At 55.0% G+C, this 20454-nt stretch carries 17 protein-coding genes and 2 pseudogenes; 2 read left to right on the forward strand and 17 right to left on the reverse strand.

All coding sequences use genetic code 11. The features are described from left to right. Window positions 1-8: 8 nt before the first annotated feature. The 3 genes and pseudogenes from H7A02_13770 to guaB form a co-directional block, all read right to left on the reverse strand. Window positions 9-1489: pseudogene (locus H7A02_13770) on the reverse strand (IS91 family transposase). A 111-nt stretch (window positions 1490-1600) separates the two neighbouring features. Further along, window positions 1601-3184, reverse strand: coding sequence for a glutamine-hydrolyzing GMP synthase (gene guaA, locus H7A02_13775; protein ID MCP5173325.1), 1584 nt, complete (start codon window positions 3182-3184; stop codon window positions 1601-1603). Window positions 3185-3358: 174 nt separating this feature from the next. Next, window positions 3359-4831, reverse strand: coding sequence for an IMP dehydrogenase (gene guaB / locus H7A02_13780; protein MCP5173326.1), 1473 nt, complete (start codon window positions 4829-4831; stop codon window positions 3359-3361). A gap of 133 nt (window positions 4832-4964) precedes the next feature. Between guaB and xseA the strand changes: the two genes are divergently transcribed. Both xseA and alr read left to right on the forward strand, forming a co-directional pair. Beyond that, window positions 4965-6353, forward strand: coding sequence for an exodeoxyribonuclease VII large subunit (xseA, locus tag H7A02_13785; protein ID MCP5173327.1), 1389 nt, complete (start codon window positions 4965-4967; stop codon window positions 6351-6353). Between the two features lie 5 nt (window positions 6354-6358). Further along, the gene (gene alr / locus H7A02_13790) at window positions 6359-7441 is read left to right on the forward strand and encodes an alanine racemase (protein ID MCP5173328.1); all 1083 of its coding nucleotides are present in this window, start codon (window positions 6359-6361) and stop codon (window positions 7439-7441) included. A 34-nt stretch (window positions 7442-7475) separates the two neighbouring features. On the opposite strand, the gene H7A02_13795 is transcribed toward alr, so the two are convergent. The 14 genes and pseudogenes from H7A02_13795 to H7A02_13860 form a co-directional block, all read right to left on the reverse strand. Further along, window positions 7476-7943, reverse strand: coding sequence for an NADAR family protein (locus H7A02_13795; protein MCP5173329.1), 468 nt, complete (start codon window positions 7941-7943; stop codon window positions 7476-7478). Beyond that, window positions 7918-8499, reverse strand: a complete 582-nt coding sequence (locus tag H7A02_13800; protein ID MCP5173330.1) for a macro domain-containing protein — start codon at window positions 8497-8499, stop codon at window positions 7918-7920. Before H7A02_13800 ends, H7A02_13795 begins: the two co-directional genes overlap by 26 nt. A 357-nt stretch (window positions 8500-8856) precedes the next feature. After that, entirely contained in the window at window positions 8857-9864 is a 1008-nt protein-coding gene (locus tag H7A02_13805; protein MCP5173331.1) for a hypothetical protein, read from the reverse strand. A gap of 212 nt (window positions 9865-10076) precedes the next feature. Next, entirely contained in the window at window positions 10077-11018 is a 942-nt protein-coding gene (locus H7A02_13810) for a hypothetical protein (GenBank protein ID MCP5173332.1), read from the reverse strand. A gap of 209 nt (window positions 11019-11227) precedes the next feature. Beyond that, a complete protein-coding gene (locus H7A02_13815; GenBank protein MCP5173333.1) occupies window positions 11228-12151 on the reverse strand; it encodes a hypothetical protein in 924 nt (307 codons plus the stop codon). Window positions 12152-12165: 14 nt separating this feature from the next. Beyond that, entirely contained in the window at window positions 12166-12708 is a 543-nt protein-coding gene (locus H7A02_13820; GenBank protein ID MCP5173334.1) for a hypothetical protein, read from the reverse strand. 1 nt (window position 12709) lies between these two features. Then, the gene (locus tag H7A02_13825; protein ID MCP5173335.1) at window positions 12710-13903 is read right to left on the reverse strand and encodes a phosphotransferase family protein; all 1194 of its coding nucleotides are present in this window, start codon (window positions 13901-13903) and stop codon (window positions 12710-12712) included. Between the two features lie 5 nt (window positions 13904-13908). Continuing rightward, window positions 13909-14433 (reverse strand): hypothetical protein, encoded by a 525-nt coding sequence (locus H7A02_13830; GenBank protein MCP5173336.1) that lies wholly within the window; start codon window positions 14431-14433, stop codon window positions 13909-13911. Beyond that, window positions 14430-15668, reverse strand: coding sequence for a phosphotransferase family protein (locus tag H7A02_13835; protein MCP5173337.1), 1239 nt, complete (start codon window positions 15666-15668; stop codon window positions 14430-14432). The genes H7A02_13830 and H7A02_13835 overlap by 4 nt, the downstream gene beginning before the upstream one ends. Window positions 15669-15910: 242 nt before the next feature. Then, entirely contained in the window at window positions 15911-16684 is a 774-nt protein-coding gene (locus tag H7A02_13840) for a helix-turn-helix transcriptional regulator (protein ID MCP5173338.1), read from the reverse strand. Window positions 16685-16870: 186 nt separating this feature from the next. Continuing rightward, window positions 16871-17599, reverse strand: a complete 729-nt coding sequence (locus tag H7A02_13845) for a cytochrome b/b6 domain-containing protein (protein ID MCP5173339.1) — start codon at window positions 17597-17599, stop codon at window positions 16871-16873. Between the two features lie 448 nt (window positions 17600-18047). Further along, window positions 18048-18254: a hypothetical protein gene (locus H7A02_13850; protein ID MCP5173340.1), complete on the reverse strand. Its 207-nt coding sequence runs from the start codon at window positions 18252-18254 to the stop codon at window positions 18048-18050. Between the two features lie 412 nt (window positions 18255-18666). Continuing rightward, a pseudogene (locus H7A02_13855) lies at window positions 18667-18870 on the reverse strand (hypothetical protein). A 30-nt stretch (window positions 18871-18900) separates the two neighbouring features. Then, window positions 18901-20394 (reverse strand): IS91-like element ISVsa3 family transposase, encoded by a 1494-nt coding sequence (locus H7A02_13860; protein MCP5173341.1) that lies wholly within the window; start codon window positions 20392-20394, stop codon window positions 18901-18903. Window positions 20395-20454: the final 60 nt, after the last annotated feature.

A 20454-nucleotide genomic window follows, 5' to 3' on the forward strand; every position in this document is an offset into this window, starting at 1 on the left:
CAGGCTCGTCAGTCAAACAGACCCAGGAGCAGCTCAGCCGGTGGCGCCCGGCTTTCGGGTAACGCCCTGGTCCCGCTGGTTTCGGCTTTGTGCTTCAGGTGATCAAGGATCTGCTTGATCACTATAGGGTCTTCAATGCAGGCGATGACTTTCATGGCGCCGCCGCAGCCGCTGCAGGTCTCGATGTCGATATTGAAAACACGCTTGAGCCGTTGCGCCCATGTCATCGACGCTCGCCGTTGTGCTCATCAGCCACCCTGACCTTGTTGCCCCTGCCCCGTTTTGCCGGCGTGACCAACGCCCGGTGCCGACTGTTGGGTGCGAACACCCCGTGGAAGCGGGTTAGGTTGACTCTGGGCTTCGGTACCAGGGCGGCCAGCCTTGCAATGAAATCCAATGGTTCGAAAATGACGTGCGTGGTGCCGTCCCGGTACGGCGTCTTGAGCTGGTAGCGCACGTTGCCGCCTCGTGTTAACGACAGCCGCTTCTCGGATACCGCCGGGCGGCTGATGTACCGGCACAGCCGTTCGAGCTTCTTGCGTTCATCGGCCCTGGCCGCCACGCCGGCGTGCAGGCTGAACCCGGCTACCTTGCCAATCCCGTCACCGAACGGATCACCACTGGTCGGCAGAGTTTGCAAAGTGAACACCTTTCGCCCCGCCTGTGAACCGACAGCGATACGGTAAGTGATCGAGTGCCCCAGCAGGGGTGTCATCGGGTCGTCATCCACCGCATCCGAGGCCAGATAGCTGTTTTCGACATCCCGTTCCAGCAGGCCTTGCCGTTCCAGATAGCGACCCACCCGGTGGGCGATGGTGTGCGTCAGCTGGGTGAGCTCTGGGCTGGTCGGCGCCTTGACCCAGCGGAAACGCGCTGAGCCGTGGGATTGCTCGACATACACACCGTCGAGAAACAGCATGTGGAAGTGAACATTCAGATTGAGCGCCGATCCAAAACGCTGGATCAGGGTGACCGCGCCCGTCTTGGCCACTTGGTGGGTATGGCCCGCTTTCTTGACCAGGTGCGTGGCAATGACGCGGTAAACGATGCCCAGCACCCGCCCCATGATCTCGGGCCGGCTGGCAAACAGGAAACGCAGCTGAAACGGGAAACTCAACACCCACTGACGCATGGGTTGTTCAGGCAGTACTTCATCAACCAGCAAGGCGGCACTTTCGGCCATCCGCCGCGCCCCACAGCTCGGGCAGAAACCGCGACGCTTACAGCTGAAAGCGACCAGGTGCTCGGCGTGGCAAGACTCGCAGCGAACCCGTAGAAAGCCATGCTCCAGCCGCCCGCATTGGAGAAATTCTTCAAATTCCCGTTGCACATAGCCCGGCAATTCCTTTCCCTGCTCTGCCATAAGCGCAGCGAATGCCGGGTAATACTCGTCAACGATCTGATAGAGAAGGGTTTGCTCGGGTCGGTGGCTCTGGTAACGACCAGTATCCCGATCCCGGCTGGCCGTCCTGGCCGCCACATGAGGCATGTTCCGCGTCCTTGCAATACTGTGTTTACATACAGTCTATCGCTTAGCGGAAAGTTCTTTTACCCTCAGCCGAAATGCCTGCCGTTGCTAGACATTGCCAGCCAGTGCCCGTCACTCCCACTCAATGGTCGCTGGCGGCTTGCTCGACACATCATAGGTTACCCTTGAGACACCGCTGATTTCGTTGATAATACGGTTCGATACCGTCTCCAACAGCTCATAAGGCAGGTGCGCCCAGCGGGCAGTCATAAAGTCGATGGTTTCCACGGCGCGCAGGGCAATGACCCATTCGTAACGGCGGGCATCCCCTACCACACCTACAGATTTTACCGGGAGAAAGACGGCGAAGGCCTGGCTGGTTTTATGGTACCAGTCGGCGTTGTGCAATTCTTCGATAAAGATGGCGTCAGCTTCGCGAAGAATGTCGGCGTATTCTTTTTTCACTTCACCGAGAATTCGCACACCAAGGCCGGGACCGGGAAACGGGTGGCGGTAGACCATATCGTAGGGTAATCCCAGTTCCACACCGATCTTGCGCACTTCGTCTTTGAACAGTTCCCGCAAGGGCTCGACAAGGGACATTTTCATATCGTCCGGCAAACCGCCCACATTGTGGTGGGATTTGATGACGTGGGCCTTGCCGGTTTTTGAGGCTGCGGATTCGATCACATCCGGATAAATCGTGCCCTGGGCAAGCCAGTTAACGTCTTTAAGCTTGGTGGCCTCCTCGTCAAAAACCTCGATAAACATATTGCCGATGACTTTGCGCTTGGCCTCGGGGTCTGACACGCCTTTGAGTTTGTCGAGAAAACGCTCTTCAGCATCTGCACGAATGACTTTCACCCCCATATTGCGGGCGAACATATCCATCACCTGATCCCCTTCGTGTTTACGAAGCAGACCGTTATCGACAAAAACGCAGGTTAACTGATCGCCGATGGCCTTATGCAACAGGGCTGCGACCACGGAGGAATCGACGCCGCCGGATAGCCCCAGCAAGACCTTATCAGAGCCCACCTGTTGGCGAACCCGGTTGATCGCGTCGTCGATGATATTGGCGGGTGTCCACAGGGACTCACAGCCACAGATGTCATTGGCGAAATGCTCAAACATACGTGTGCCCTGAAGGGTGTGGGTCACCTCCGGGTGAAACTGAATGCCGTAGAACGGTTTGTCGAGGCTGCGCATTCCGGCGATAGGGCAGGATGGCGTTGAGGCGATACATTCAAAGCCCGGCGGCAACTCGACGACTTTGTCACCGTGGCTCATCCACACGTCCAGTAATGAAGCGCCGTCTCCGTGATCCACATGATCGCGAATATCACGGAAAAAATCATTTTGCCCGTGAAGCCTGACCTGAGCGTAGCCAAATTCCTGTACGTTGGAGCCCTGCACTCTACCGCCGAACTGCTCGGCCATGGTCTGCATGCCGTAGCAGATGCCGAGCACAGGCACATTTAGCTCAAAGACCAGTCCCGGGGCTCGGGGGGAACCTTCACCGCCAGTTACCGACTCCGGGCCACCGGAAAGAATAATGCCGTTGGGATCAAAGGCGCGAATATCCTCATCAGTGATGTCCCAGGCATAGATTTCACAGTAGACACCAACTTCACGAATACGGCGGGCGATAAGTTGAGTGTACTGAGAGCCAAAATCGAGAATAAGTATCTTTTGGGCGTGAATGTTTTGGCTCATTTTTTAACCTTTGATAAATCAACAGACTGTTAGTTAAACCGTCACCGAAGATGACAGGAAGAGGTGGCAAGAGCTGCAAACAAGGAATTTACCCAAGAATAAACAAGCAGTTGTAGCTCTCTTTACCAAAAGCAGGGGCCTTTTAGTCTCAAAGGACTGGCAAGGCAAACCTGTTTAGCGACCACCTACGGGATAATTAGGCGCTTCCTTGGTAATCGACACATCGTGAACATGGCTTTCACCCATACCCGCAGATGTCACTCGAACAAACTTGGGATTAGTGCGCATTTCATCGATGGTCAGACTACCGGTATAGCCCATGGATGAACGCAAGCCGCCCATCATCTGATGAATAATGGCAGAGATCGGGCCTTTGTAGGGCACCCTGCCTTCAATGCCTTCGGGCACCAGCTTCTCAACGGCGCTGGCTTCCTGAAAGTAGCGATCACTGGAGCCCTGGGTGCGGGACATGGCCCCAAGGGAACCCATACCACGATAAGCCTTGTACGTTCGACCCTGATAAAGTTCTATTTCACCGGGGGCCTCTTCGGTACCCGCAAACATCGAGCCCATCATCACCGCGTGGGCACCTGCCGCAATGGCTTTGGCAATATCGCCGGAATAGCGAATGCCACCGTCGGCAATAACCGGCACATTGGTGCCCTTGAGGGCGGCCACTGTCTCTGAAATCGCTGAAATTTGCGGCACGCCGACACCGGTAACAATGCGGGTGGTGCAGATTGAGCCGGGGCCAATACCTACTTTAACCCCGTCGGCACCTGCAGCCACCAAGGCTTTAGCCGCATCGCCACTGGCGATATTGCCGCCAATCACCTGAATATCCGGATAGGCTTCCTTGATACGTTTAACCCGCTCCAGCACGTTGCGGGAGTGGCCGTGGGCGGTGTCTACCACTAGCACATCGACGCCGGCATGAACCAGGGCGTCAACCCGAGCATCGGTATCGGCACTGGTACCAACAGAAGCACCAACCCGCAAACGGCCCTGATCGTCCTTACAGGCGCTGGGGAACTGCTCTGCCAGGTCGATATCCTTGACGGTAATCAGGCCTCGCAGATCGAATTTGTCGTTAACCACCAATATCTTTTCAATACGGTATTTATGTAACAGGGCTTTAACCTCTTCAGATTCGGCCCCCTCCTGAACGGTGACCAGACGATCTTTTGGCGTCATCACCTGAGCGACGGGAATATTGAGGTCAGAAATAAAACGCACGTCGCGGCGGGTTACTATGCCCACGAGTTCGCCATTATTAAGCACAGGAACACCGGAAATATTGTTGTTCTTGGTCAGTGACAACAGTTCGCCCACAGTGGCCGAGTTGTCGATACAGATAGGATCCTTGACCACACCGCTTTCATATTTTTTGACGGCCCTCACTTCCAGCGCCTGAGCTTCAAGGGTCATACTCTTGTGGACGATACCTACACCGCCTTCCTGAGCCAGTGCAATGGCGAGGCGGGACTCAGTGACCGTATCCATGGCGGCAGACAACAGCGGAATATTCATTTCAATATCCCGAGTGAGACGCGTTTTAAGACTCACATCCTTGGCCACCACCTCAGAGTAGCCAGGGACCAGCAAAACATCGTCAAATGTCAGCGCTTCGTAGGCAATACGTGTCATAAATGCACCCATCCTGGCAGGAGTTAGAGAACCGGCGATTATAAAGCCCGCGCCCGGCCGGGTAAACCAGAGAAAAATAACGGGTTTGGCCGGATTTCTATACTTGAACGTGCCACCGCTCTACAATCGCCCCATGACAGATCACATCCCAGCCCAGTCGTCCGACCGCCAGGTCCTCAGCATCAGCCAGTTAAACCGTCGCGCCCGGCAATTGCTCGAAATCCATATGCCCCTGTTATGGGTGCGCGGCGAGATTTCTAATTTTTCCCGGCCCGGCTCCGGCCACTGGTATCTGACACTGAAAGATGACAACGCCCAGATTCGCTGCGCCATGTTCAGAGGGCGCAACGGCCTGGTGAAAATTCAGCCACAAAACGGCGATCAGGTGCTGGTGCGAGGTCGAGTAAGCCTTTATGAGCCCCGGGGCGACTACCAGTTTATTATCGAACATATGGAAGCCGATGGGGCCGGACTCCTGCAACAACGCTATGAAGCATTAAAAGCCCGGCTCGAACAGGAAGGGCTTTTTGATACAGCCTATAAAAAGCCCGTCGCACCCTACCCCCAGTGCATAGGTGTCATTACCTCCGCCACAGGCGCCGCCCTTAGAGATATTCTCCATGTGTGCCACCGCCGCTATCCCTGGGTCAAAATCAATGTCTACACGACCCCTGTACAGGGCAAGGAAGCCATCACCGGATTGATTGACGCCCTTCGTTTGGCCAACGAACACAATGAGGCGGACACCCTTATCGTGGCTCGAGGGGGCGGTTCTATTGAGGATCTTTGGGCGTTTAATGAAGAAGCCGTTGCAAGGGCAGTTTTCGATAGCCTGATTCCGATTATCAGCGGTGTCGGCCATGAAACCGACTTCACTATTACGGATTTTGTCGCCGATTTGAGAGCACCTACTCCCTCAGCGGCCGCTGAACTGGCAGGACCGAATAAAGCGGAGCTGCAAGATCGTCTCGCCAGACTAAGGCAGCAACTGGCACTGCGCACCGGGCTTGCTCTTCGTCACAAACAGCAGGCGCTGGAACACTGCAAAAAACGTCTTCGAACACCCAAAGCCCTGCTGGAACAACGGGCACAGCACCTGGATCATCTGCAAATCAGGCTGACCCAAATTTGGCAACGCCAAAACAATGACCGACGCACACAGCTGCAATACCTGCAAAATCGCCTTGCTCAGGTACACCCCCAAACCCGGCTCAAGCTTTACAAGCAACAAAACAGCTTGCTGGAGCAGCGCTTGAAAAGGGCCTTCGACAGTAGGCTAAACCAGCATCGGCAACGGCTCCGCGCGTTGGCAGGCACGCTGAATGCGGTCAGTCCACTCAGCACACTGGAACGGGGATACGCCGTGGTTAGAGGCAGGGACGAACATGTCATCAGCTCTGTCGCCGACGTCAAATCCGGCGATGAGTTGCGGCTGTTACTCAAGGATGGCTCCGTGGACGCTGTGGCTAAATCTATAGTAGCTGGGGCTATAATAGCCAACGATAACGGATCCCAAAAATAGCCCCCATGACCCGCCCTTCCCAAGCACTGGTTGACCTCAATGCCCTGCGCCACAACTATGAACTGAGCCAGGCCCTGGCGCCCCACTCGCAAAATATCGCCGTAATCAAGGCCAATGCCTATGGTCACGGCATGTTGCCAGCTGCCAAAGCACTGGCTCAGAAGGCTCCGGCGTTTGCCATCGCCTGCACCGAAGAGGCACTGGAGTTGAGAGCGGGCGGCATCAGCCAGCCTTTGCTGTTACTGGAAGGTTTTTTTCAGGTAGAGGAACTGAAACTAGCGGAACAACATAACTTTTGGCTGATGATCGAAAATCGAGAGCAGGTAGACGCCCTGATCGCCGCCAAATTACCCCGCCCGGTCACTGTGTGGCTGAAGGTGGATACAGGTATGCATCGCCTGGGAGCACCGATGAAGGATGTATCCTCGTTCTACCAGCGTCTGCTCGACTCCCCCAATATCGCCAAACCGGTCATTCTCGCCACGCACCTCGCCTGCGCCGACGAACTGGACAAGGACATGACTCTTGATCAGATACGATACCTCGACGCATTGGCTATGCCTCTTAACGCCCCCTTAAGCATTGCCAACTCCCCCGGCCTGCTGGGCTGGCCCCAGGCCCGCAGGGAGTGGAACCGGCCGGGATATATGCTCTATGGGGATTCACCGTTTACCTGTGCCCACCCGGAAGCAGACAACCTGCAACCGGTGATGTCGTTTCAATCCCGAGTGATTTCCCTGCGCCACATTGGCAAGGGAGAAACCGTGGGCTATGGCGCCACCTGGAAGGCAGAGGGCTCCGCCACAATAGCCACGATTCCGGTCGGCTATGGCGACGGCTATCCCCGCAATGCACCCTCGGGCACACCCGTCCTGATAGAAGGCCAGCGAGCTGCTCTTGCTGGCAGGGTGTCAATGGATTTGATTACTGTGGACGTTACGGGCCTGCACAATGTGCATACTGGCAGCCCGGTTGAATTGTGGGGGAAAAAGCTGAAAGTATCTGAAGTGGCAGCCTGCGCCAATACCATCGGTTACGAGCTGCTTACTCGAATGCCCGGTCGCTTGCGACGAGGCTATCAGGGCTAAGTATCAAAGCGAGGGGCGTACCCAGAACTGAGCCCTAAGACGCCTCTTCCCGCAATCTGGCGCGAATCTCCATCAGTATCTTGCCGTAGTGATTTTCACCACGCTGATCCCGGCCGCAACCCCAGTAGTGATCGTAGAGGCTCGCCTCAATGATCGGAACATTCCCTGTCTCCAATAGTGCTTCCGTCACCTCGGGATGGGTTCGGCATTTGATGTAGGTACCCCTTGTCATCACCACCCGCTGAATTTTCTTCCAGTCCTTGCGCTTTCTAAGGAAGTTACGTTTGGCAATCTTCACTGCGTCTCTGGGATGGGGCGCTTCAATAATTTTCTGTTGCAGAGCCGCATCAGAGAACTTCATCCCCTGAAAATAGTGCTCCACTGAAGGCCATTGACGTCCTTCCAGCTCAAAGCTGTGTTTGGAGTAGGTTGCCAGGGGATTGGTTACTTCGTCCCGGCTCAAAAAAATTGCATCCTCAGGAATCTTGGGGAAAAGTGCCATATCTTTTTATCGTCTCAATATAAGCTTTTGCTATCTCATTGGAAAAGCAACAAAAAACAACGTCCGGTATAAAGGGCTCGCTACAGGCTTCCTCTCCCTGTTGCAGAAAAGAGCGCTGCAAATACTGAACCACAGTTGATACGGCGCAGTTTACGGCCGGGGTAACAGGATATCCATAAACACCGCAGCTAATGGCCGGAAACCCAATAGAGGAGACATCATACTCCTTCGCCAGGCGAAGGGCATTTTTATAGCAATCAGCCAGCAGCGCCTCCTCATTGTAACCACCACCCCGCCATACCGGCCCCACCGCATGAAATATATACCTGGCGGGCAGATTAAACCCCGGCGTTACCTTTACCTGCCCTGTGGGGCAGCTGCCTATGACCCGACAGGCCGCTTGCAGCTGCTCATGGCCCGCAGCGCGATGAATGGCGCCATCCACACCACCGCCGCCGGCCAGCCCCTCGTTGGCGGCATTGACCACAGCATCCACACTGAGCTGCGTGATGTCCCCTTCGATGACCTGCAAATGCGTTAATATCTGTTCGAACATACTCAGTCTTTCAGGGTGAAGGGCGTAAAATTTGTGTCTCTGTCGTAGACATCAACCCCTTCCCTGGACTTAAGAAAGCTCACCGCCTTGTAGGTAAAGGGGGTCATCAGCACTTCAAACCCGGTCTTGAAGGCTTTCGTTTAAGTCTCGATGTGCTCAGAATCATTCAACCTCCTTACTTTTTCAGGCTTAAGGAAAGCAGCCTCTATTTATTCCGGACAGTAGTGCGCGCAGGGGGGAATGACATTAATCAGAATTTCCCTAGCTTCCCGGTGCCCGCGCTCCTGCATGGCCACAGAATGTGCGGGTGAACATTGCCACGCCGAAGCCTGGAAACGAGACGCAATAAGCCACACCTCAGGTATTCAAATTCCCCGGCAATTCTGTCCAGCGTCTGCCCCGCAGGCGCGCCATCATGTCGAAGGGGTAGTTTTCCATATTGAGGCCATAGCCGATTTCGCCTTTGTCGGTGATCCAGCGGGTCATGGCCACGTAGAGCATAATCTGGGTGTAACAGGACCAGGGCGCGCCCACCAATGGCGTGCCGTACATGATGTGTTTTTTGCCGCGCACGTCGGTGGCTTCCAGGTCGAGGGCGACACTGATGGTGCCGAGGCGGTTGGATTTGAGTTCGAGGTCGGTGAGGCCGTAAAGTTCGCCGTTCTCAAAAACATAGCCGTGGGCAAGCTTGTGTTGCTGATCGGCGGGCTTGGTGAAATCCAGCGACGTGATCCAGTGCAAGCCGTAGTTTTCGCTGAAGTTGGCGTTCATCCAGGTCATGGCGCGCAGACCCGCTTCACAGCGTTCGCCCCAGCTGTGATCCATAGTGGTGATGCAGTCGACCTTGTAGGTTTTGCCGCGAATTTTCAGGGTGCCCTGGGCTCTGCAGGTGAGGTCGAAATGGTTGCCGTAGGCTTTGCCGAGGCCGGAACCTTCCTCCCGCGCTTTGTCGTCATCGGGGGTCGCTTTGGGGCTGAGCCTGGGGTCGTGAATATCGAAAGGTTCGTGAAGGCCGACAAAGGAGAGGTGGGCTTCGGTATCGTCAAAACCCACATAATCCAGCTCATACTCCCGAGCGTTTTTGGCAATTACTTTCATGCCGTTGGGGGTTTCGAAACGGGACAGTTTTTCCGGTGCGGGTAATTGCTGCTGTGAATCCAGATAGAGCATTTCGGCGCGGTTGTCGCTGAGGCAGCCGTAAATGGCAACGTCGACAAGGCAGACGCCAACACTTTTGCGGGTCACTGTGTAAAAGGTGGCGAGAATGCGCTCCTCGGGAATCACGGCGATAAAATAATTGGTTTCCGCGAATTTGTAGTTGATGTCCGGGGGAATGTGATATTCGGTGTCTTGATCTGTAATCATGGCAACTGTACCTGTGAAATTTAAATGACTTTTTCAGTGTTTGTTTTGATGTCTATGGTGAAACTCTGATTAATGTCATTCCCGCGCAGGCGGGAATTTATGATTCCTTGGTTTTTCTGGACTCCCGCCTGCGCGGGAGTGACGAAAGCGGAATTAATCAGAATTTCCTTAATGTTTGAAAGAGATGGCGGAATTTCTCGGCAGCGCGCCGCTCAACTGCCGTTGCCTTTAAACGGAAAGCGGTAGCCGCATTCGCCGAGGCCGTAACCCACAGTGGTTTCGCCGTTTTCACCGAGGAGCTGGTATTCCATAATCTGTTCGGTCATGCAGAATGTGTCGAGGGGAATAAACCAGCGAAAAATATTTTTCGCGGTAAATTGCCACTCCCGGTCTTTTTCGTCCACCACTTTCCAGTGCATGGCCTTGATGCCCATGTTGTCTTCGTAGTAGTCATTTTTCGGCGTCATGGATTTCACGCCCAGCCATTCATTGCCGTCGTGCATCATTTTCAAATAGGCGGACTGGCCGTGCACAGACTGGCCGTGGACGGTGGCAAAGGTGATATTTTTAGCGGGAAAATACGGCCAGGCGAGACGGTAGGTGTGCATGATGTCCCAGTTGCGCGGGCCGTAACTGAGATCGCGGTAGCCGGTGCCGTTGATGTTGACGTCACCTTCTTCGCGAATGGTTACCGAACCGGTGATGCGGTAGGGGCCTTCGAGGTGGACGTTCATCATTTCCTTGGCGAAGGTGCCATCCTGATCTTTGCTCATTTCCACGCAGTCGATCATGGGCGGGTTGTAAATCCCTTCCCAGGTGAGATCAAAGGAAAAATCCTTGCTGGAAAACTGAATGCGCGAACTTTGCAGCGGCTCAGGGGCACTGAAATGAACACCGGCAATTTCAAAGCCGTCGGCGAGCCTTTCCTTGAAGTAGGGCAGGTTCATATTGATGCGGGTAAACAGGGGCTGGCCGTCGCGGAAAAAAATCACAAAACCGTTGGTTTCTTTCTGGTTTTCGAGAATGCCGACGCGAATCATGCAGCCGATGCGGGTTTCCGGATCGTAACAGCCGTAGAAATAGCTTTGGTTCCATTTTTCATTGTCGGTGGCCGGAACATAGCCTTCGGGATCCCATACTGTCTTGGTATTCATTGTTGACCTCATTGTTGGTTCAAAATTTAAACGGTTCTGCTGCTGGCATTTCTGTGTAGGAAGAACGCTACCTCCTTGACTGATTAACTCTTTTTTCGTCACTCCCGCGTAGGCGGGAGTCCAGAAAAATCAAGGGATTATAGATTCCCGCCTGCGCGGGAATGACATTAATCAGGGCTTCCCTAATCAGGGCTTCCCCAAATAAATCATTAGCCGCCATTACCCTCCCAGGGCAGCCTGTAGCCGCTTTCCGCCAGGCCATAGCCGACAGTGCCGTCGCTGAGGCGGTATTCCATAAACTGTTCGGTGAGCACAAAGGTGTCGAGGGGAAAAATCCAGTTGAAAATATACTTGGCGCTAAATTGCCAGGTGCGGTCTTTGTCGTCGACGATGGTCCAGTCCATGGTTTTGATGGTCATATCGTCTTCGCCGTAGGTATTTTTGGCATCGACGCTTTTGATGCCGATCCAGTCTTCTCCATCGTGCATCATTTTCAGGTAGGCGCTGTGGCCTTCGGTGGAGACGCCGTGCACCGTGGCGAAGGTGATGTTTTTTTCCGGAAAATACGGCCAGGCGAGGCGGTAGTGCTGCATGGCGTCCCAGTTGCGGGGGCCGTAGGAAACATCGCGGTAGCCGGTGCCGTTAATGTTGAGGGTTTCCTTGCCGCGAATGGTAACGGTGCCGGTGATGCGGTAGGGGCCTTCGAGGTGAACATTCATCAGCTCGCGGGCAAAGGAGCCGTCCTGATCCTGGCTCATGGCCACGCAGTCTTTCATGGCCGGGTTGTAAATGCCCGTCCACACCAGGTCACAGGCAAAATCCGCTTCATCAAAACGCACGCGCACCTTGTTTAAAGGCTCCAGTACGGTAATTTCCATACCGGCGATTTTCATGCCGGGATTCATGCGCTCTTCGGTGTAGGGCAGGTTCATATTGGCGCGGGTAAACAGGGGTTTGCCGTCTTTGAAAAAAATAAACCAGGTGTTGGATTCCTTGAGATTTTCCTGAATGCCGACGCGAATAAAACAACCCACTTTGGTATCCGGATCGTAGCAGTGGCACACCAGGCTCTGGTTCCACTTGGGGTGGTCGGTGGCGGGTACATAGCCTTCGGGGTCGATGTCTACAGTCATATTGAAGCCTTTAATTATTTAACGGGGTCGAGCAATTGCTTGACAGGGGTAAGTGCGGCAGGGTCTGGTTCAAAGCCCATGGGAATCAGCCAGGATCTTTCTCGGGTCAATTGCTCCCGGGCAGACGCCATAATTTCCTTTTCGAGGTGTTTTTGGCTGGTTTCATCGCCGTCTTCAAGAGCGGCTTCCACCAGATCCCCGACCTTGGCGCGAAGGTGCAACAGCGCTTGTTCCAGTTCGATGGGTTCGGCGCGGGCGCGCTCGAGGGTATTCTTTCCGGGTTCCACCAACGCCTCCAATTGGGCGAGGGCGTCCGTGGTTTTGGCGCCGCCGGAAATTTGTGTTCCCAGCTTCTCGGCAAGGTTCACATACTGGTTGAGTTCGTGGCGGTCGTAGCGGTATTGCATGGGCAGCTTGTCGGCCAACACCTGTAGCACATGCACGGCGAGGTGTGCCTGCTCCACCGCCATTTTGTGATTGGGGTCAACGGCGGGAATGACATTGTCTTTAAGTGCTTTGATAACACTTTTTAGCTGAAAATCAGCGCGAATTTCCATCTTAGGCCACCTCTTCCAGGGTTTGACGAAGATCGTCCATAAACAGGTAACTGGCGCCCATCACACAGCCGAGCACGATGTCCTGATGGGTTTTGCCGCCAGCTACAGCTCTGTAGGCCGTGGCCAGGGCAATGCTGTTGAGTTTGTAGGCGTTGAGAATACGGTAGAAATTGAGGCGCTTTTTATCGACACTCAAGCCGGAGGCTTTTTCGTAGGCCTCGTAGAATTCCGGCTCCGACATCATGCCGCACACCAGAAAGGTTTTGCCGTCTTCCGCCATATGCCCCCAGGGTTTGCAGATGCTGTAGGCAATGTCTTCGTGGCGGTCGCCGAGGTGGCCGGTTTCCCAGTCTAGCCAGGCGCTGATTTGTGAGTTCTCTTCCGTGAAGAGGAAATTGCCGCTGCGGTAATCGCCGTGGAGCAGGGAGACATGGTCGATGATTGGCATATTGGCGCGCATCCATTTGGCGGCAAAACGCATCAGTGGCACTTCTTCGTTGGCGTCTTCCGTCCACACCCGCTCCCACCAGTTGATCTGCCACTCCACACCTTCGGTGGAATTTTTAGCGGGCACACTGAAGCTGCTCAGTTGTGCCTTGCTCCAATCAAAAGTGTGAATGGCGGCGAGTTGTTCGACAAATTGTTTACTGAGGGTTTTGCGCAATTCAACGCCAAAATTAATGCCGGTGCCGGAAACACCGCTGGCGGCGGTGGAGGGCTTGGTGACACCCTTGGCAAAACCGTAAATCAGCGCGGGGTAGGGCAGATATTTGCCTTCCCGATCCACCCAGAAAACCGGTGGCACCGGCACAATGCCTTCAAACGCCTTGATCAGTTCAAATTCCCGCAGCCTGCTGGTTTCAACAATGGACGCTGCAGGTTCCATGCGCAACACCAGTGGCGTGGTGGTTCTGCCGACGCCGGGTTGATGCCAGTCGAGCTCAAAAGCCATTTGCAACTTGGAGGCGCCGCCGGACAGCCAGCGGGGGTTTTTCACCTCAAAGGCATCGTGCAATTCGGCATTGAGCAGATCGGTGACGGCAGCGCAAAGCTGGTCGAGCTTTACCGGCGTATAGGCAGCACCTGCACGGTTGCGCAGCTTGCGGGTCAGCACCCAGTCGACTTCCGCTTCGCAGGGAAAGCGTGTGCGAAGGTCGGCAATCCAGGTTTCGCTGGGATGGTCTTTATCTATCATGGCAATTAATCCTGGCGACACAGTAATTGATTAAGAGCAGGGATTTGGCTCGGGTCAGGCTCAAAACCCATCTCCAGCGTCCAGGCGCGGCGGCACAGATCCATGGCTTCCTGGGTGTTGAGCACCGACGCCATCACCTCGGTTTCCGCTGCGGTTCCCCTGGCGGCGTTGACAACAGAGACGGCCTTGTCCTTGACAGCTCGAACCTGTTGCTCGATCTCTGTCGCCCCCATTGTGGCGTCGTTCAGGGTTTCGCGGCTACTGTTTAGAGCTGTTGTCAAATCTGGAATGGCAAGGCCTGCGTTCGTGGCAACCTCAGCGAGCGAGGTCAGCAGGTCGAGATTTAACTCCAGCTCATGGCGCTGATAGCGGTGCAAATCAGGTAGGCGTTTTTTGATCATTCCCAGGGTGGCGAGGCAGAGGCGAATCTGCTCGCCAGCGAGAGGATTGCTGCTATCCACTGCGGGCAGCACATTGTCGCTCAGGGATTTGATAACGGCGGCGAGCTGGGTATCAATTTCGGGAATCATCGCGTGGCCTCCATCAGGTTGTGGCGCAACTGTTCCATCAGCAGGCCGCCGATGCCGTTGAGCCAGGTGAGAACAATATCCTGGTGGGATTTGCCGCCCTTCGCCACCCGGTAGCCCGTGGCTACACAAACAATGTAAGACACCCAGGCGTTATAGACGCGAAAATAGTTGATGCGCTGGGGGTCTACATTCAGCCCCGTGGCTTTTTCGTAGGCGGCGTAGAATTCATCGAGGGGCAGCATGCCGTTGACCAACAGGGTTTTGCCGTCTTCTGCGATATGGCTGTAGGCCAGTGATGTCGCCCAGGTGAGATCCTGATGGCGGTCGCCCAGCACTGCCAGCTCCCAGTCGAGCCAGGCGGTGATATGGCCGTCGTCTTCGGAGATCAAATAATTGCCGCTGCGGCAGTCGCCGTGAACGATGGAGACATGGTCCAGAACCGGGGCGTTGTCTTCCAGCCAGTTGCCCGCCAATTGCACCAGGGGTTCGTCTTCGCCGCGATCCTCCTCCCAGATTCGCCGCCACATATTGACCTGTTTGCGAACACCTTCGTTGGTGCCCACCTTGGGGATTTCAAAGGCGTTCAGATCCATGGTGGAAATATCGGCATTGTGAAAGGCGGCGACGCCGCCCATAAACTCATCGGTGACCCTGGTGCGCAGCCTGGCGCCGTAATTAATGCCTAGCCCCGTAACCTGCTGGGAGGTATCGGAAGCGGGCTTGGCGACACCCTCAACAAAACCGAACACCATTGCCGGGTAGGGAAAGAATTCCATGTCCTCGTCTTCCCAATAGCAATCGGGTACGGGAATTTGCGCCGCCAAAGCTTTTATCACCTGAAACTCCCGGCGGCGGGAGGTTTCAACAATGGATTCCGATGGGCTCATGCGCAGCACCATGGGGGTGATGTGGCGGGGTTGCGAACCGTCCAGCCCCTGCCATTCCAGCTCAAAACTGATTTGCAGCTTTGACGAGCCCCCTGTCATCCAGCGGGCGTTGACAATGCGAAAGCCGTGGTTGAGTTTTTTGTGGAGCATGGCCTCCAGGCATTGGCTGATCTGTTCAAAAGTGACAGGTACAAATACACCTTTGCCGCGCTGGGCCATTTTCCGCGTCAGGACGCGGTCAATTTCCGCCTCGGTGGGATAGCGGCGGCGAAGTTCAGCGATAAACTCCGCCGTTGGCGCTTGGCGAATATCCACAGGGGCGCCACTGGGTTGTTGGCTTGCCATCATAGTGCGTCCTTTAGAATTATGTTCCCGGCGCGAATGTTGGCTTGTGCTCACCTTCAGCAGTTTAAGGTTTTGCAATTGTGCTGATGGGAGCAAAAGCAACGGAAGCCGTGACTGAGTTTTGATTACACAGGACTGGAGTCTATAGGTGCCAATAGGGGGGTGTCTATGGCGGAAATCCGCTACGGTTGGCTTGGGATGGAATCCCAACTTGTGGCTTATTGTTCAGTTTTTGGCAGGAAACGCTACGGAGTGCTGGTTATTTTGGCAATCAATGCGGTGCGGCTGCGGACAGCAAATTTTTTGTAAATATTTTTCAGGTGGTTTTCAACGGTGTGCTCGGCAACGCCCAGTTTGGCGCTGATCTGCTTATTGCTGCAGCCGGCCATTAATTCGGCAATCACCTGCCATTCTCTATTGGTGACTCGGTTTGCCTCAGCTGGCAGATCTGTTTTTAACTGTGGTTGTCGCGGTGGGAAAAAACACTGCCTCACGGCAGCATCGACAATGGCGTGATGGCACGCCTCCAGCCAGTTGTCCACGGCGGTCATGGCATTTTCCACACAGAGGTGGGCGCCTTTTCTGCTTCGGGATTCCGCCAGCAATAAACCCACCACCAGATAAATATCCCTGGATACGGCCTTGAGGCTGGTGGCGGTTTCCCTGAAACCGGCGCGACCCAGGGCATGCCAGTAGCGGTCGTTGTGTTCCTGATAGGGTTCGAGATTGGGTTCCAGGCGCTGGCAATAATTGGTGCCGGTAAAGCGATGGCAGTCCCGTTCTGGCGACGTTGAATACTGCAGCATGGGGTCGTCACGGTAAACGCCGTTGGTGTAGAGCGCGGTAATGCTGGCAGGGATGCCGGTTTCGTAGAGGAAGTTAACCGGGCTGGCCTGGCTTTTATCGTAGAGAAAAATGGCGGCAGCACTGGCCTTTGACTTGGCAATAACCTCGCGGGCAAAACTCGCGTTTTGCCGGTGTATGGTGGAACCGTTTGACAGGCTACTGGGGTCGATCATGGCGGATTTCCGCTGTTTTCTACAGTTATTGGTTGTCACTGATAAGGAAGTGTAGCACTTTTGAAGAATGCGCCCCATCCTGTCATCTACCTCAACATACAGCACAAAAATTTTTCGTCACTTTCTTTTTATATTGAGTTAAGGGTAGAGCGCGGTTGTATTTTTTGATGTGAAATAAGGTGCGCTTTATTGGCCATCCTCCGGCTTGCCCTTCAGCGTCTTTTTACCGGTAAACATGGCGGAAATGATATTGCCGCCTTCGCGAATATCGGTGATAACCACCGCAGCGATATGGACAACAATCGTAATCATTAGGGCATAAAAACTGTAAAGGTGGGTGGTGATAAAGGGTTTGCGAAAAGCGCGCATGGCTTCATAGGCGGTTTGGTCGTACATTTCCGGCGCATAGCCCACCAGGGTGTCGGGGGCAATGCCCGGGGCTGCAACCCATTGGGCAATCCAATGGCCGAATGGTGGCATGAAGAGGTCGGTTCCTGCCAGTACCAGCCCGGTAACGGCCTGAATGCTGAGCAGGATTAACAATAGAGTAACTGCAATGCGCCCGGCGGGGTTGTGGCCGAGATAAACTTGGGGCTTGTCTGAAAAAAACGCGCCTATATAGCTGCGCAGTCTGGCGCCGTAGCCTTTGCCTCCGGGAAGCAGGGCAGGCCATCTGGCATGGGTGTTGCCAAAAAACGCCCACACAAAGCGCCACAGCAGGTTGGTGGCGAAGATATAGCCGATCCATACATGGACGGTTTTCAGCTGAAGCTTGCCGGTATTGGCTATTTCAAGGCTGCCCGCGTTGAGTATCACCAGGCCTACAGCCGTCAGGCCGAGGATGCAGATCAGGTTAATCCAGTGAAACCAGCGGGTGCCCGCATCCCAAACCTTGTAGGCTTTAATCTCAGTCATGGTGCTGTGCTCCGTTGTCATTTGGTGGGTTTTTATGCAAGTGAGAGCCAATCCAGGCAAGCTCAGATTTACGCCATTGCCATGTGGGCGAGAACCTATAATCTGTTGAATTCGCTGTATCCATGATTATAGACCGGAGTCGAGGCTGAGGTTCTGTCGCGAAACGGACGCGATGTCAATCAGCAGAAGCTCCTTGGCCAAAGTTTCTTTGCTCGAACAGATGCTGATTTCATTTTAGTGAGTGAAGGCTGGTCTCCGCAAGGAAATAGTCGTTCATCTTTGCTGATTGAGCTTGGAGCCACTTTCTGCAGTTGCCCCCTACGAAGTTGTTATTAGCGACATTGCCACAGCTTTATTACAATAAGTCTTCACTTCTCCCGTTGGGCACCATCATTGTGATAACACCTCGTTCCGCCATCGCGTATCTGGCACTGCTGGCAGGTATTTTTCACTTTTTCCCTGGCGCAAAACTGATTGGTTCAATCGCGGTGATCCTGGTTATTGCCCTGGAATGGCGCCATTTGCGCAGGGTGCCCAGGGTGGTATTTGCCATGGCGGGGTTGGCTGCCCTATATGCCTGGGTTAACCATGCGGCGATGCTCAAACCTGCCGTCGCGAATATGCTGGCGCTGACCTCCCTTATTTTGTCGGTCACTTTGTTGTCTTCGGTGTTGGGGCGCACAAGGGATTTGCAGCGAATCTCCGTTAGCCTTTTTAATGGCAAACCCTCGCGCCGCTATCTGAGTTTGGCGTTTGGCACAACTCTGCTGGCCATTCCCATCAATGTGGGTTCTGTGGGCGTTATTGGCAGCCTGGTGGCGGAACGGATTCGCCGCACTGGCGATTCACCGGCAACCCGCAATGCCACCCGCGCGGTGCTCCGTGGTTTTGGCGCTGCGCCTATCTTTTCTCCCTTGTCGATCTCTTTGGTTATGACACTGACATTGCTGCCAGATCTCAGCAGTTTTGAGCTGCTCGCCTGGGCGATTCCCTGCGCACTGCTGATATCTCTCTCTGGACTGCTGTGGCGAGAACAGGAAGTTGAAGCGGTGATGGGTACTGGTCAACGTATAGGAAGAATAAACGCCCTTTTCACCCAAGTCCAACAGCTTTGGACCGCAGTTGACTCTTTCGACACCCCTGCGATGCAACCCAATCCGGCTGACGGGGAGCCAGCAACGCTGAAAATTTACCCTCCTCTTTCCCACTAGCGGCTCCTTTTCCGACAACCAGCACGGCGGATCCCTGCCGCGGCGCTGTGAACGCAGCATTTTGATTGGTATCGTTGGCCTTCAGGCTCGTCAGTCAAACAGACCCAGGAGCAGCTCAGCCGGTGGCGCCCGGCTTTCGGGTAACGCCCTGGTCCCGCTGGTTTCGGCTTTGTGCTTCAGGTGATCAAGGATCTGCTTGATCACTATAGGGTCTTCAATGCAGGCGATGACTTTCATGGCGCCGCCGCAGCCGCTGCAGGTCTCGATGTCGATATTGAAAACACGCTTGAGCCGTTGCGCCCATGTCATCGACGCTCGCCGTTGTGCTGGTGTTGCCGGTTCATCAGCCACCCTGACCTTGTTGCCCCTGCCCCGTTTTGCCGGCGTGACCAACGCCCGGTGCCGACTGTTGGGTGCGAACACCCCGTGGAAGCGGGTTAGGTTGACTCTGGGCTTCGGTACCAGGGCGGCCAGCCTTGCAATGAAATCCAATGGTTCGAAAATGACGTGCGTGGTGCCGTCCCGGTACGGCGTCTTGAGCTGGTAGCGCACGTTGCCGCCTCGTGTTAACGACAGCCGCTTCTCGGATACCGCCGGGCGGCTGATGTACCGGCACAGCCGTTCGAGCTTCTTGCGTTCATCGGCCCTGGCCGCCACGCCGGCGTGCAGGCTGAACCCGGCTACCTTGCCAATCCCGTCACCGAACGGATCACCACTGGTCGGCAGAGTTTGCAAAGTGAACACCTTTCGCCCCGCCTGTGAACCGACAGCGATACGGTAAGTGATCGAGTGCCCCAGCAGGGGTGTCATCGGGTCGTCATCCACCGCATCCGAGGCCAGATAGCTGTTTTCGACATCCCGTTCCAGCAGGCCTTGCCGTTCCAGATAGCGACCCACCCGGTGGGCGATGGTGTGCGTCAGCTGGGTGAGCTCTGGGCTGGTCGGCGCCTTGACCCAGCGGAAACGCGCTGAGCCGTGGGATTGCTCGACATACACACCGTCGAGAAACAGCATGTGGAAGTGAACATTCAGATTGAGCGCCGATCCAAAACGCTGGATCAGGGTGACCGCGCCCGTCTTGGCCACTTGGTGGGTATGGCCCGCTTTCTTGACCAGGTGCGTGGCAATGACGCGGTAAACGATGCCCAGCACCCGCCCCATGATCTCGGGCCGGCTGGCAAACAGGAAACGCAGCTGAAACGGGAAACTCAACACCCACTGACGCATGGGTTGTTCAGGCAGTACTTCATCAACCAGCAAGGCGGCACTTTCGGCCATCCGCCGCGCCCCACAGCTCGGGCAGAAACCGCGACGCTTACAGCTGAAAGCGACCAGGTGCTCGGCGTGGCAAGACTCGCAGCGAACCCGTAGAAAGCCATGCTCCAGCCGCCCGCATTGGAGAAATTCTTCAAATTCCCGTTGCACATAGCCCGGCAATTCCTTTCCCTGCTCTGCCATAAGCGCAGCGAATGCCGGGTAATACTCGTCAACGATCTGATAGAGAAGGGTTTGCTCGGGTCGGTGGCTCTGGTAACGACCAGTATCCCGATCCCGGCTGGCCGTCCTGGCCGCCACATGAGGCATGTTCCGCGTCCTTGCAATACTGTGTTTACATACAGTCTATCGCTTAGCGGAAAGTTCTTT

It is taken from the genome of Pseudomonadales bacterium, assembly GCA_024234435.1.
Classification (GTDB): domain Bacteria; phylum Pseudomonadota; class Gammaproteobacteria; order Pseudomonadales; family Porticoccaceae; genus JACKOF01.